Source organism: Bradyrhizobium sp. HKCCYLS2038 (genome assembly GCF_051167655.1).
Taxonomy (GTDB): Bacteria; Pseudomonadota; Alphaproteobacteria; order Rhizobiales; family Xanthobacteraceae; genus Bradyrhizobium.
Map to the genome: position 1 here is coordinate 404323 of NZ_JBNPTM010000002.1, position 13062 is coordinate 417384.

Sequence of the window (13062 nt, forward strand, 5' to 3'; positions counted from 1 at the left end):
GCTCAGCCTTACAGTCCGGTGGTCACGTCGATACGGTGGCCCTCTTCGAGGGTCACGATCGCGCGCTTGCTGTCCGATTGCGAACCGAAATTGCCGCGGAACACCTTGGTCTTGCCCTTGCGGACGAGCGTGTTCACGCTCTTGACCTTGACGTCGAACAGCTTCTCGATCGCTTCCTTGATCTGCGGCTTGGTCGCCTTGGCGGCCACCTTGAACAGAACCTTGTTCTGCTCGGAGGCAAACGTCGCCTTCTCGGTCACGACCGGCGCGATGATGATGTCGTAGTGGCGCGGATCGATGGTCTTCATTTGAAGCGCGCCTCCAGCGCATCGATCGCCGCCTTGGTCAGCACGAGCTTCTGACGGCGCAGGATGTCATAGACGTTGATGCCCTGGATCGGCAGCACGTCCATGTTCGGGATGTTGCGGGCGGCGTTGGCGAAGCCGGTGTGCAGCTCGGCGCCGTCGATGATCAGCGCATTGGTCAGGCCGAGACCGGAGAAGTGTCCGATCAGCGCCTTGGTCTTCGCCGCCTCGAGGGTGGCGTTCTCCAACACGACCAGATCACCGTCCTTGGCCTTGGCCGACAGCGCATGCTTCAGCGCCATCGCGCGGACCTTCTTCGGCAAGTCGGTCGCATGCGAGCGAACGACCGGACCGAAGGCGCGGCCACCGCCACGGAACTGCGGCACGCGGGCCGAGCCGTGACGAGCACCGCCGGTGCCCTTCTGCTTGTACATCTTCTTGCCGGTGCGCCAGATCTCGGCGCGGCCCTTGGCCTTGTGAGTGCCGGCCTGGCGCTTGTTCAGCTGCCACTGGACGCAACGCTGAATGATGTCGGCGCGCGGCTCCAGGCCGAAGATGGCGTCGGACAGCTGGACGGAGCCGGCTTCCTTGCCCTCGAGCGTGGTGACTTTCAGTTCCATTTATGCGCCCTCCTGCACGGCCGGCGCTTCGGCAGCCTGCTCACCCGCGACCTTGAACTTGCCGGGCTTCGGCGCTTCCTTCGGCAGCGGCTTCTTGACGGCGTCGCGCACCGAGATCCAGCCCCCCTTGGAGCCGGGCACCGCGCCTTCCACCAGGATCAGGCCGCGCTCGACATCCGTCTGCACCACACGCAGGTTCAGCGTGGTGATGCGATCGACACCCATGTGACCGGGCATCTTCTTGTTCTTCCAGGTCTTGCCGGGGTCCTGACGGCCACCGGTCGAACCGATCGAACGGTGCGAGACCGACACACCGTGCGTGGCGCGCAGACCGCCGAAGTTCCAGCGCTTCATGCCGCCCGCGAAGCCCTTACCGACCGAGGTGCCGGTGACGTCGACGAACTGGCCGACGACGAAATGGTCGGCCTGGATCTCGGCGCCGACCGGAATCAGCGAGTCCTCGCTGACACGGAATTCGGCGAGCTTGCGCTTCGGCTCGACCTTGGCGACCGCGAACTGGCCGCGCTCCGCCTTCGGCATGTAGACCGTCTTGCGGCTGCCGCTGCCGAGCTGCAGCGCGACGTAGCCGTTCTTCTCGGTGGTGCGGTGACCGACCACCTGGCAATTGCCGAGCTTCAGCACGGTCACGGGGATATGTTCGCCGGTCTCCGTGAAGACCCGCGTCATCCCGACCTTTTGTGCGATCACTCCGGAGCGCATCGGCGTGCTTCCTGTTCTTCTCTATGTCCGCGATGGGGCGAACGTGAATCCAAAAACTTAGAGCTTGATCTCGACGTCGACGCCGGCAGCCAGGTCGAGCTTCATGAGAGCATCGACGGTCTGGGGGGTCGGATCGACGATGTCGAGGAGGCGCTTGTGGGTGCGCATCTCGAACTGCTCGCGGCTCTTCTTGTCGACGTGCGGCGAACGGTTGACGGTGAACTTCTCGATGCGGGTCGGCAGCGGAATGGGTCCGCGAACCTGCGCGCCGGTCCGTTTCGCCGTGTTGACGATCTCGCGCGTCGACGTATCGAGGATACGATGGTCAAACGCCTTGAGACGGATGCGGATATTTTGGCCGTTCATTGCCGTATCTTTCTTTGAGTAGTGAGTGGCGAGTAGCGAACGGCGAATGGATCTCCATTCGCCACCCGCCATTCCCTATTCGTGTTGTTACTCGATGATCGAGGCGACGACGCCGGCGCCGACGGTGCGGCCGCCTTCACGGATGGCGAAGCGCAGCTTCTCTTCCATCGCGATCGGCACGATCAGGTGCACTTCCATCGCGATGTTGTCGCCCGGCATCACCATCTCGGTGCCTTCCGGCAGGTGAACGACGCCGGTCACGTCGGTCGTGCGGAAGTAGAACTGCGGACGATAGTTGGTGAAGAACGGAGTGTGACGACCGCCCTCTTCCTTGGTGAGGATGTACGCCTCAGCCTTGAACTTGGTGTGCGGCTTGACCGAACCCGGCTTGCAGAGAACCTGGCCGCGCTCGACGTCTTCGCGCTTGGTGCCGCGGAGCAGCGCACCGATGTTGTCGCCGGCCTGGCCCTGATCGAGCAGCTTGCGGAACATTTCGACGCCGGTGACGGTGGTCTTCTGGGTCGGACGGATGCCGACGATCTCGATTTCCTCACCGACCTTGATGATGCCGCGCTCGACACGGCCGGTCACGACGGTGCCGCGGCCCGAGATCGAGAACACGTCTTCGACCGGCATCAGGAAGGGCTGGTCGATCGGACGCTCCGGCTGCGGAATGTACTCGTCGACATTGCGCATCAGCTCGAGGATGGCGTCGTGGCCGAGCTTCTTGTCCGAATCTTCGAGAGCGGCCAGCGCCGAGCCCTTAATGATCGGGATCTTGTCGCCCGGGAATTCGTACTTCGAGAGCAGCTCACGAACCTCGAGCTCGACCAGTTCGAGCAGCTCCGGATCGTCGACCATGTCGCACTTGTTGAGGAACACGACCAGCGCGGGAACGCCGACCTGGCGGGCGAGCAGGATGTGCTCGCGGGTCTGCGGCATCGGGCCGTCAGCAGCCGACACGACCAGGATCGCACCGTCCATCTGGGCGGCGCCGGTGATCATGTTCTTCACGTAGTCGGCGTGGCCGGGGCAGTCGACGTGCGCGTAGTGGCGGTTCTTGGTCTCGTACTCGACGTGCGCGGTCGAGATGGTGATGCCGCGGGCCTTCTCTTCCGGCGCCTTGTCGATCTGGTCGTAGGCAGTGAACGTCGCACCGCCCGTCTCGGCCAGGATCTTGGTGATTGCAGCGGTCAGCGAGGTCTTGCCGTGGTCGACGTGACCGATGGTGCCGATGTTGCAGTGGGGCTTGTTACGTTCAAACTTAGCTTTGGCCATTTGACTCTCCGTTCAGTCGCTAACTTGAGCTAACGACAATCAGGCAAACTTCTTCTGGACTTCAGCCGACACGTTGGCCGGCGCTTCAGCGTAGTGCGAGAACTGCATCGTGAAGGTCGCGCGCCCCTGGCTCATCGAGCGCAGGTTATTCACGTAACCGAACATGTTCATGAGCGGCACCATCGCGTTGATGACGTTGGCGTTGCCGCGCATGTCCTGGCCCTGGATCTGGCCACGACGGGAGTTCAGGTCGCCGATGACCGAACCGGTGTAGTCTTCCGGGGTCACGACCTCGACCTTCATGATCGGCTCGAGCAGAACGGACTTGCCCTTCTGCAGCGCCTCACGGAAGGCCGCGCGCGACGCGATTTCGAAGGCCAGGGCCGACGAGTCGACGTCGTGATACTTGCCGTCGACCAGCGACACCTTGACGTCGACCACCGGGAAGCCGGCGACCACGCCCGCGCCGAGCACACTTTCGATGCCCTTTTCGACGCCGGGGATGTATTCCTTCGGAACCGCACCACCGACGATCTTGGACTCGAACACGTAGCCGCCGCCCGGCTCGTTCGGCTCGACCACGATGCTCACGGCCGCGAACTGGCCGGTACCACCGGTCTGCTTCTTGTGGGTGTAGTCCACATTGGCCGGCTTGGTGATGCGCTCACGGAACGCCACCTGCGGCGCGCCAATATTCGCATCGACCTTGTAAGTACGCTTCAGGATGTCGACCTTGATGTCGAGATGGAGCTCGCCCATGCCCTTGAGGATGGTCTGGCCCGACTCGTGATCGGTCGACACGCGGAAGGACGGATCCTCGGCAGCGAGCTTCGCGAGCGCGATGCCCAGCTTCTCCTGGTCGGCCTTCGACTTCGGCTCGATCGCGATCTCGATGACCGGCTCCGGGAATTCCATCTTTTCCAGGATCACCTGGTTGTTCGAATCGCACAGCGTGTCACCGGTGCGCGCTTCCTTGAGGCCGGCGAGAGCGACGATGTCGCCCGCATAGGCTTCCTTGATGTCCTCGCGGTTGTTGGCGTGCATCAGCAGCATGCGGCCGATGCGCTCCTTCTTCTCGCGGGTCGAGTTCACGACGCCGGTGCCCGAGGTCAGGATGCCCGAATAGATGCGGCAGAACGTGATCGTGCCGACGAACGGGTCGTCCATGATCTTGAACGCCAGCAGCGACAGCGGCTCCTTGTCGTCCGCCTTGCGCAGAACCTCGTTGCCCTTGTCGTCGGTGCCCTTGATCGCGGGCACGTCGAGCGGCGACGGCAGATAGTCGACGACGGCGTCGAGCAAGGGCTGCACGCCCTTGTTCTTGAAGGCCGAGCCGCACAGCACCGGATAGAATGCACCGGTCAGCACCGCCTTGCGGATCAGGCGCTTCAGGGTCGCCTCGTCCGGCTCCTTGCCGTCCAAGAAGGCTGCGAGAGCGTCATCGTCGAGCTCGACGGCGGCTTCGACCAGCTTCTCACGATATTCGGCAGCCTGGTCGGCCAGATCGTCCGGGATCTCGACGTAGTCGAACTTCGCGCCGAGCGATTCATCGTTCCAGACGATCGCCTTCATGGTCACGAGGTCGATACAGCCCTTGAAGTTGTTCTCAGAGCCGATCGGCAGCTGAATCGCAACCGGCTTCGCGCCCAGGCGATCGACGATGTCGGCCAGGCACTTGAAGAAGTCGGCGCCGGTCTTGTCCATCTTGTTGGCGAAGACGATCCGCGGCACCTTGTACTTGTCGCCTTGGCGCCAGACGGTCTCGGTCTGCGGCTCGACGCCCTGGTTGGAATCGAGCACGCACACGGCGCCGTCGAGCACGCGCAAGCTGCGCTCGACTTCGATGGTGAAGTCGACGTGGCCAGGGGTGTCGATGATGTTCAGGCGCTTGCCGTTCCAGAACGCGGTGGTGGCAGCCGAGGTAATCGTGATGCCACGCTCCTGCTCCTGCTCCATCCAGTCCATCGTCGCGGCACCTTCGTGCACTTCGCCGATCTTGTGGCTCTTGCCCGTGTAGTACAGGATGCGCTCGGTGGTCGTGGTCTTACCGGCGTCTATGTGCGCCATGATACCGAAGTTACGATAGTCTTCGATGGCGTGTTGGCGGGGCATGGGTGTGTTCCCTAATTTCCGTTCGGGTCGCCGTTACCAGCGATAGTGCGAGAAGGCGCGGTTGGCTTCCGCCATCCGGTGCACGTCTTCACGCTTCTTCACGGCGTTCCCCCGGTTGTTCGAGGCGTCGAGCAGCTCCGCCGAAAGCCGCTCGGTCATGGTCTTCTCGTTGCGGTCACGCGCAGCCGAGATCAGCCAGCGAATGCCCAGCGCCTGACGGCGGGTGGAGCGCACCTCGACCGGCACCTGGTAGGTCGCACCACCGACGCGGCGCGAGCGCACTTCGATCGTCGGCATGACGTTCTCGAGCGCCTGCTCGAACACCGTCAGCGGGCTCTGCTTGGTCTTGGATTCGATGAGGCCGAACGCCCCATAGACGATCCCTTCGGCAACCGACTTCTTGCCGGCGTACATCACCGAATTCATGAACTTGGTGACGATGATGTTCCCGAACTTCGGATCCGGAAGCACTTCACGCTTTTCGGCTGAATGGCGACGCGACATCTGATCTGTTCCCGCTTTTCTCGAACGTCTTACTTCGGACGCTTCGCGCCGTACTTCGACCGGCGCTGCTTACGGTTCTTGACGCCCTGGGTATCCAGCACGCCGCGGAGGATGTGGTAGCGCACGCCCGGCAAGTCCTTGACGCGGCCGCCGCGGATCATGACCACCGAGTGCTCCTGCAGGTTATGGCCCTCACCCGGGATGTAGCCGATCACCTCGAAGCCGTTGGTCAGGCGCACCTTGGCGACCTTACGAAGCGCCGAGTTCGGCTTCTTCGGGGTCGTGGTGTAGACGCGCGTGCAAACGCCACGCTTCTGCGGCGACTGCTGCAGCGCCGGCACCTTCTTGCGCGACTTCTGCACTTCGCGCGGATTTGCGATCAGCTGGTTGATCGTCGGCATCTTGGCCTTCACCCTTCTCAACGTTCGCACGGAAACCACGATGGATTTCCGCAAATTCTGTTTGAGGTTCCCCGCCTCACCCGGCCGCTTCGCGCGACGAAATCCGCGCAAAACGAAATCGCGCCAACCGTTCATCGCTGAACGGAAAGCGCTTGACGCCACAGAGGACCGCGATAACCACCTACCCGCTTGCGCTGGCGGCGGCCTACCGAGGTCATGCATCCGAAATTGGTCTCAAGAGAACGAGCTCGAGAGATCTAAAATCGTTCTGGCATTGCCTAGCTATGATCGACAGCGTTTGAGCGGCATTCGTCGAGGTTGGTGCCCATCGTGCCCTGTTAGGGGCGGTCCGGGTGATCCGTACCGACGCTGGCGAAGCTCACCGCCTGTCGTTGAGTGCCGGCCTTTTATAAGCGGTAAATACCCAAGTCAAGCAAAACGACGCCGCAGGATGCGCAAAGCAGTCGTTTCCGTGTCGATGCCTGGCGCGCTGGGCCAGCGCCGGTCAGCGGATACCGGAGGAGCTTACCTATTCATTCAGGCTGCGCCTTCAAGTCCTTGATGCCGCTACGAAATTGGGTGCCGTAGGGTGGGCAAAGCAGCCGGCCCGAAGGGGCGGCAGCGTGCCCACCGTCTCACCGCGGAGTATGCCGTCCGACGGTGGGCACGGCGCCACTGCCAGCTCCTGCGTAGATGCAGCACGGCCGCGCCTTTGCCCACCCTACACACCGCCGGCCGCGATTCCCTTCACCCTCCGCAACAATCTGAAACATCGCGGCTAAGGCTTTGTTCGGCTTTGGCGGGCAAGGATGGCGCTTCGACGAGGCGCCCGGTGACCCACTATACCGACATCGCGATCATTGGCGGCGGGCTGGCCGGAGCGACCGCGGCTGCCATGCTCGGACGCGCCGGCGTTGCTGCGATTCTGGTCGACCCGCACGCGGTCTACCCGCCGGACTTCCGAATCGAAAAAATTTCCGGCGCCGAGCAGATCGGGCGTTTCCGGCGCACGGGGGTCGCAGACCTGGCGCTGCGCCGCGCGACCCTGGCCTCCGAGAACTGGATCGCCCGATTCGGTTACGTCCTCGATCACGCGCCGGTACATCAATACGGCATCCTGTACGACGCGCTGGTGGCGGCGGTGCGGGAAGAGATTCCCGGTTCCGTGCAGCGGATCCTGGCCAAGGCGGTGGCGATCACCCCCAGCGAGGATCGCCAGTCCGTCGTGCTCTCCAATGGCGACACGATCTCGGCGCGGCTGGTCGTGCTCGCCAATGGGCTGAACGTCGGCTTGCGGCACATGCTGGGAATCACCCGCACGATCACCAGCCCCGCGCATTCGATCTCGGTCGGCTTCGATCTGGTACCTGTCGGCCGCCCCGGTTTCCCATTCCCGGCCATGACCTATTTCCAGGAGCGCGCCAGCAGCCGCGTTCCCTACATCACGCTGTTTCCGATCGGCGACCGCATGCGCGCCAACCTGTTCGCCTACCGCGCGGTCGACGATCCCTGGCTGCGGTCGGTCCGGCACCATCCGGCCGAGACCCTGGAGGCCGCCCTGCCCGGCCTCAAGCGGATCACCGGCGACTACACGGTCGGCGGCGAGGTCAAGGTCCGGCCGGCCGACCTCATCGTCAACAGCGGCACCCGCATGCCCGGCGTCGTCCTGGTCGGCGACGCTTTTTGCACCACCTGCCCGGTCACCGGCACCGGCTCCGACAAGGTGTTCACCGACGTCGAGCGTCTCTGCAACGTCCACATCCCGCGCTGGCTGGCGACCGAGGGCATGAGCGACGGCAAGATCGCGGCGTTCTACGACGATCCGGTCAAGAGAGCCTGCGATGCCTGGTCGCTGCAGAAGGCCTGGGAGTTCCGCGAGGTCTCGATCGGCCGCGGCCCCTATTGGCTGGCGCAGCGCTGGGCGAGATTTGCGGTGTCGCTGGGCCGCGGGCTGCGGCACCGGTTGGCTAGCCCCCTGCTGGCGACGCGATCGCTTAGCCCGAATGAGCGCGGCGATATCCGGGGTCTCACCGAAAGCTCGTAAGCCGCCGCAAGTCGGATTTGCACTTAGGCCCTGCCTCTCTCCGCGTCATTGCGAGCGCAGCGAAGCAATCCAGGGTCCCGCCCACCACTCTGGATTGCTTCGCTGCGCTCGCAATGACGGAGGAGAGGTCCGTCGTACGGTCCCGCATCTCGCTGCGCGGATGCGTGCTTCGGCTATTCCTCGTCATCCTCGAGGTCGTCGTCTTCATCCTCATCATCGTCGTCGGGGGCCTGGTCGAGCCGGCTCGGCTGATGGCCCTGGTCGTCCCAGAGCTTGCGATAGGTGCCGTTCTTGGCGAGCAGCTCGGCATGGCTGCCGCGCTCGATGGCGCGGCCGCCGGAGATCACGATGATCTCGTCCATCTCGACCACTGAGGTGAGGCGGTGGGTCGACCAGATCATGGTGCGGCCCTTGGAAACCTTGAGCAAGGTGCGGTTGATCGCGGCTTCAGTGGTCTGGTCGAGCGCCGAGGTCGCCTCGTCGAGCAGCAGCACGGAGGGATTGCGGATGATGGCGCGAGCGATGGCGATGCGCTGGCGCTGGCCGCCGGACAGCGTGTCGCCGCGCTCGCCGACCAGGGTGTCGTACTTCTGCGGCAGACTCATGATGTAGCGGTGGATCTCGGCCTTCTTGGCCGCCTCCTCCACCTCCTCGTCGGTCGCGCCCTCCTTGCCGAGGCGGATGTTCTCGCGCAGCGACATGTTGAACAGCATGTTCTCCTGGAACACCACCGCCATGCTGCCGCGCAGCGAGTCGCGCGTCACCTTGCGGATGTCGACGCCGTCGATGGTGACCCGGCCTTCATCGGGCACATAGAGCCGCAGGATGAGGTTGAGCAGCGTGCTCTTGCCGGAGCCGGACGGGCCGACGATGGCGATGCGCTTGCCGACGTCGAGCTTGAGGCTGAGATTGTCGAGCACCGGCGTCTGGCTGCCCTCGTACTGGAAGCCGACGCGCTCGAAAGTGATGTCATGGCTGATGCGCGGCAGATCCGGCGCCCCCGGCCGGTCGGCGCCGCGCGTGGGCTCGTCGAGGAGCTCCTGCATATGGCGGATCGCGGCCGCCGAGGAGATCGACACCGGGATGAAGTGCATGACATGGGCGATGTTGTAGGACACCTCCCAGAACGCGCTCTCGAAGGTGACGAAGGTGCCGATCGTGATCTGGCCCTTGGTGGCGAGATAGGCGCCGATGGCGAGCACGAACAGGTGCAGCAGCAGCACCGCGATGGTCACCGTGCGCTCGACCATCGTCGACAGGAACATCGCGTCCGCGATCTTCCGCCGTGCGGCGTCGTTGCGGAAGGAAAACCAGCCGAACACCTTGCGATGCAGGCTGAAGGCCTTGATCACCGCCTGCGCCGCGATGTTTTCCTGAATGACGCCGAGCAGCGACGCCTCGTTGAGCTTCTGCTCGTAATTGGCCTGCACCGCCTTGGGCGTCAGGATGCGCGGGCCTATCAAGGTGATCGGGAACACCAGGAGCGCGATCGCGGCGAGCTGCCAGTTGAGGAACAGCATCAGGATGATGCCGGCGATGAGCTCGAGCAGCGGCAGCGCGGCGCTGTTGACGAAGGTCTTGACCACCCCCTCGAACGCCGACATGTCGACCGAGAAACGCGACAGGATCTCGCCGCGTTTGGTGCGCTGGAAATAGGCCGCCGGCAGGTTCTGCACGTGGTCGAACAGCCGGGTGCGGACATCGGAAATGATGCCTGCCGCGAGGCGCGCGTCCCAGCGCTCGTAGAGCACGGCCACGATCGAGGTGAAGATTCCGGCGGCGGCGAGCACGCCGAGGATCCGGTACAGCGCCTCGAAATCCTCCTCGCCGAGCGCGTCGTCGATCAGAAACTTAAGGCTGAGCGGCATGATGACGTTGAACAGCGTCTCGATGAGAACGCCGATCGTCACGAAGGCCAGCATCTTCTTGTATTGGGACAGCAGCGGCCTGACGAAGCCGTAGATCGTCGCCAGCGCGCCGGCGGCCTCGCGCGCGCTATAGACGACGAGATCCTCGTCATCATCATCGTCGTCGAGATCGTTGTCCTCGTCCTCGTCGTCTTCGTCGCCATCCTCGTCGGAGGGCGGCGGCGCTGGCTTGCTGGCCTGTGGCGGCTTTGCGGGCTGCGCCGGCTTGGAGGGCTGCGCCGGCTTCGAGGGCTGCGCCGGCTTGGGAGGCTGGTCGGACTTTGCTGCCTCCGGCTTGGAGGCCGGCAACGGCTCGGGGGGCGGCGGCGCTTCGGTCGTCGTCGGCGAGGTGGCGGCTACAGGTGCTTGAGTTACCGGCGGCGATTCGGGTGTTGTTGGCGCTCCCGGCGCGGTGGCTCCAGAAAGCCGCTTTGCGATCTCGGCAGCGGCACCGGCGGCTGCCGCAATTCGTTTGCCGGCGATTCTATCGTCTGCGGTCTGACCGGGCGCAGCCGCGGCCGAACCGGATTTCGAACCTCGCTTCGAGCCTGATTTGGAGGCCGGCTTCGACCCTGACGTGGACTCTGGTTTCTTGGGCGCCATGCAACCAACCGAAGCAGCGTGGCCGACGACGCGCCAGCCCTGCGCGTCAGGCCTTTATCATCTGCACGACGCCGCGGCCAGCGTCCTCAATCCTCGTCATCGACCTTGTCGAAGAACGAATAGCGCAGGCTGTCCGCGTCCGCATACCACTGGCCCGGCCCCTTGTTGGCGGCGAGCGTCGCGGCCCACACCTCGTCGGTGCAATCGCGGCGGTGCATGGCGAGATCGAAGCCGTTGCCGAAGAACAGCTCCGACCACTCCCACCAGGTGCCGAGCTTCTTGACGCCGCGCAGGAGGTCGTAGCGGTCGACGAGCGCCGGCGCCATGTCCGAGGTGATCGAGCCGAACACCAGCCCGGTCTTGACGACGCGGTTGAGCTCGCGAATCGCGCGCGCGACCTGCTTGTCGCCGAGATGGCAGAGGCTGGTCTCGAACACGAAGTCGAACTCGCCAGACTTGAACGGCATGTCCGCGATCGAGCCGAGCTTGTTGTACTTCTTCAGCGCCTTCGGCGTCTTGCCGTGGATGTAGCGGTTGTTCTCGATGCCCCAGGCATCGATGCCGCGATCGCGCAGCGCGCCGACCAGCTCGCCGCTGGCCGAGCCGGCCACGAGCAGCTTGTAGCCTTTGCCCTTGCTCTTGTTCCAGACGATCTTGATCAGGCTGAGCAGATAGTCGGGGTCGGTGAAGTGCGACCAGGCTTCGCCATACGGCCCCTGCCCGCGGTAATTGTCAAAATAGTCGCGGTCGATCTTGTCCGACAGCGGCGTCTCCGCCTGCGACTTGACCCGGCGCAGCCGCATCATCTCGGTGAGGATGATGTCGGTCGCGGCATCGGAGGAATCGAGCAGACCGTTGAGGGTCGAGTCGAACAGGTAGTCGCCGACCACCACGATCCCCGGATGCTCCTTCGGCTCGGGGCGGTGATTCGTCATCACGTCGCGCACCGGCAGGCCGCCGGGCAGCGCGTTCACCGACGACAGCCAGCGATGGATCTTGCCTTCCATGAAATGCGCCCGCGCATCGCCCAGCGCAGCCGGCAGCGACTTCAACGCGGCGTCGATCAGCTCCTGGTCAGAGAGATTGGCGAAGGCCAGCGCATCGGAGCCGGCGATCAGCCAGTTGAGCACGCCGTGCTTGCCGACGTCGTGGCGCGAGCCCTCGTTGTAGATGCAGCAGCCGCCGAACGCCTCCGACATGAACCAGGAGCCCGGGATCCTGTCGCCCCAGAACGGCTCGTCGAACAGGATCGAGACGCGCAGATAATGCGCGGGGCGGTCGAAATAGGCGACGTGCTTGACCATCGACTGGCGCAGCTTCTCGCCCTCCCAGCCGACCGTCGACAGCCAGGAGTGCGGCAGGCACACCAGCACGAGATCGAACTCGCGCGTCTCAGGTCCTTTGCCGTTCATCATGTTGAGCCGGTAGCGGCCCTGCTCGGTCTTGCCGATGCGCAGCACACGATGGTTGAGCTGGATGTCGGCATCGACCTCCGAGCGCAGGCACTCGATCAGCTGCTCATTGCCGTTCTGGATCGAGTACAGACCGATGTAGTCGTCGATATCCATCACGAAATTCTTGAGCGCGTTGAGGCCGTTGGTGTTGTGGGCCTCGGTCGCGAGGTCGGAGCGCGCCATCACCTTGAAGAAGCGCTTGGCCGTGGCGTCCTCGACCTCCTCGTCGAGCAGCTGCTCGCAGGTCTTGTAGGCCCACGGGTGCTCGTTGTCGTGGGCGCCGACGCCTTCGTAATACTCGACCGGCGAAATCACGTCGGTACAACGCTTGCGAAACGCCTCGACGGCGGCGGCGGTCTTCGGTCCGTATTTGCGGCGCAGGCCCGGCACGTCGTCGAGCAGCTCGCCGTCGAGCTGCACCTGCATCGCGTCCATCGGAATCGTCTGCAGGCCGAAATGCTGGATCAGCTCGCGCAGCGGATCGGGGCCGGTCATCGAGTAATCGTAGATCTCGGCGACGCCCGCCTCGTACATCGCAGGCGCCGTGTCGAACTTGCGCGTGACGATCTTGCCGCCGAGCCGGTCGGACGCCTCGAAGATCGTCACCTTGCAGAGATCGCCGAGCTTCCGCCTCAAGTACCAGGCGCTCATCAAGCCACCCGGACCGCCACCCACAATCGCAAGATCAAGCATCGAAGTTCCGCCATCTCCGGCTGTCGGTGACGTCGCCGGTCGTCCAGATCACCAC

Annotated in this window: 11 protein-coding genes; 1 reads left to right on the top strand and 10 read right to left on the bottom strand. The window is 64.1% G+C overall.

Going from position 1 to position 13062, the window contains the following annotated elements:
- Positions 1 to 8: 8 nt before the first annotated feature.
- The 8 genes from ACQR1I_RS11000 to rpsL form a co-directional block, all read right to left on the bottom strand.
- Positions 9 to 308 carry a 50S ribosomal protein L23 gene (locus ACQR1I_RS11000; RefSeq protein ID WP_006611840.1) on the bottom strand — a complete coding sequence of 100 codons (300 nt, stop codon included), beginning with the start codon at positions 306 to 308 and terminating at the stop codon, positions 9 to 11.
- Complete coding sequence (gene rplD, locus ACQR1I_RS11005; RefSeq protein ID WP_172108064.1) at positions 305 to 925, bottom strand: 50S ribosomal protein L4; 621 nt, start codon at positions 923 to 925, stop codon at positions 305 to 307. Before rplD ends, ACQR1I_RS11000 begins: the two co-directional genes overlap by 4 nt.
- Positions 926 to 1645: a 50S ribosomal protein L3 gene (rplC, locus tag ACQR1I_RS11010; RefSeq protein WP_434864621.1), complete on the bottom strand. Its 720-nt coding sequence runs from the start codon at positions 1643 to 1645 to the stop codon at positions 926 to 928. It lies immediately after the preceding gene.
- 57 nt (positions 1646 to 1702) lie between these two features.
- Positions 1703 to 2011: a 30S ribosomal protein S10 gene (gene rpsJ / locus ACQR1I_RS11015; protein ID WP_002712302.1), complete on the bottom strand. Its 309-nt coding sequence runs from the start codon at positions 2009 to 2011 to the stop codon at positions 1703 to 1705.
- Positions 2012 to 2098: 87 nt separating this feature from the next.
- Positions 2099 to 3289, bottom strand: a complete 1191-nt coding sequence (gene tuf / locus ACQR1I_RS11020; protein WP_006611837.1) for an elongation factor Tu — start codon at positions 3287 to 3289, stop codon at positions 2099 to 2101.
- Positions 3290 to 3328: 39 nt separating this feature from the next.
- Complete coding sequence (fusA, locus tag ACQR1I_RS11025; protein WP_434864622.1) at positions 3329 to 5401, bottom strand: elongation factor G; 2073 nt, start codon at positions 5399 to 5401, stop codon at positions 3329 to 3331.
- A gap of 33 nt (positions 5402 to 5434) precedes the next feature.
- On the bottom strand, positions 5435 to 5905 hold the full coding sequence (gene rpsG, locus ACQR1I_RS11030) for a 30S ribosomal protein S7 (protein WP_434864623.1): 471 nt from the start codon (positions 5903 to 5905) through the stop codon (positions 5435 to 5437).
- A gap of 29 nt (positions 5906 to 5934) precedes the next feature.
- A complete protein-coding gene (rpsL, locus tag ACQR1I_RS11035) occupies positions 5935 to 6306 on the bottom strand; it encodes a 30S ribosomal protein S12 (protein WP_006611834.1) in 372 nt (123 codons plus the stop codon).
- 832 nt (positions 6307 to 7138) lie between these two features.
- Between rpsL and ACQR1I_RS11040 the strand changes: the two genes are divergently transcribed.
- Positions 7139 to 8350: an FAD-dependent monooxygenase gene (locus ACQR1I_RS11040; RefSeq protein WP_434864624.1), complete on the top strand. Its 1212-nt coding sequence runs from the start codon at positions 7139 to 7141 to the stop codon at positions 8348 to 8350.
- Positions 8351 to 8523: 173 nt separating this feature from the next.
- On the opposite strand, the gene ACQR1I_RS11045 is transcribed toward ACQR1I_RS11040, so the two are convergent.
- Positions 8524 to 10860 (bottom strand): ABC transporter transmembrane domain-containing protein, encoded by a 2337-nt coding sequence (locus tag ACQR1I_RS11045; RefSeq protein WP_434864625.1) that lies wholly within the window; start codon positions 10858 to 10860, stop codon positions 8524 to 8526.
- Positions 10861 to 10946: 86 nt separating this feature from the next.
- Positions 10947 to 13007: an FAD-dependent oxidoreductase gene (locus ACQR1I_RS11050; RefSeq protein ID WP_434864626.1), complete on the bottom strand. Its 2061-nt coding sequence runs from the start codon at positions 13005 to 13007 to the stop codon at positions 10947 to 10949.
- Positions 13008 to 13062 lie beyond the last annotated feature (55 nt).

Bases quoted from the DNA above. Each gene is read 5' to 3' on its own strand.
- rpsL (WP_006611834.1), bottom strand. From the start codon at position 6,306: ATGCCGACGATCAACCAGCTGATCGCAAATCCGCGCGAAGTGCAGAAG.
- ACQR1I_RS11045 (WP_434864625.1), bottom strand. From the start codon at position 10,860: ATGGCGCCCAAGAAACCAGAGTCCACGTCAGGGTCGAAGCCGGCCTCC.
- ACQR1I_RS11050 (WP_434864626.1), bottom strand. From the start codon at position 13,007: ATGCTTGATCTTGCGATTGTGGGTGGCGGTCCGGGTGGCTTGATGAGC.
- tuf (WP_006611837.1), bottom strand. From the start codon at position 3,289: ATGGCCAAAGCTAAGTTTGAACGTAACAAGCCCCACTGCAACATCGGC.
- rplC (WP_434864621.1), bottom strand. From the start codon at position 1,645: ATGCGCTCCGGAGTGATCGCACAAAAGGTCGGGATGACGCGGGTCTTC.
- rpsG (WP_434864623.1), bottom strand. From the start codon at position 5,905: ATGTCGCGTCGCCATTCAGCCGAAAAGCGTGAAGTGCTTCCGGATCCG.
- fusA (WP_434864622.1), bottom strand. From the start codon at position 5,401: ATGCCCCGCCAACACGCCATCGAAGACTATCGTAACTTCGGTATCATG.
- rplD (WP_172108064.1), bottom strand. From the start codon at position 925: ATGGAACTGAAAGTCACCACGCTCGAGGGCAAGGAAGCCGGCTCCGTC.
- ACQR1I_RS11000 (WP_006611840.1), bottom strand. From the start codon at position 308: ATGAAGACCATCGATCCGCGCCACTACGACATCATCATCGCGCCGGTC.
- rpsJ (WP_002712302.1), bottom strand. From the start codon at position 2,011: ATGAACGGCCAAAATATCCGCATCCGTCTCAAGGCGTTTGACCATCGT.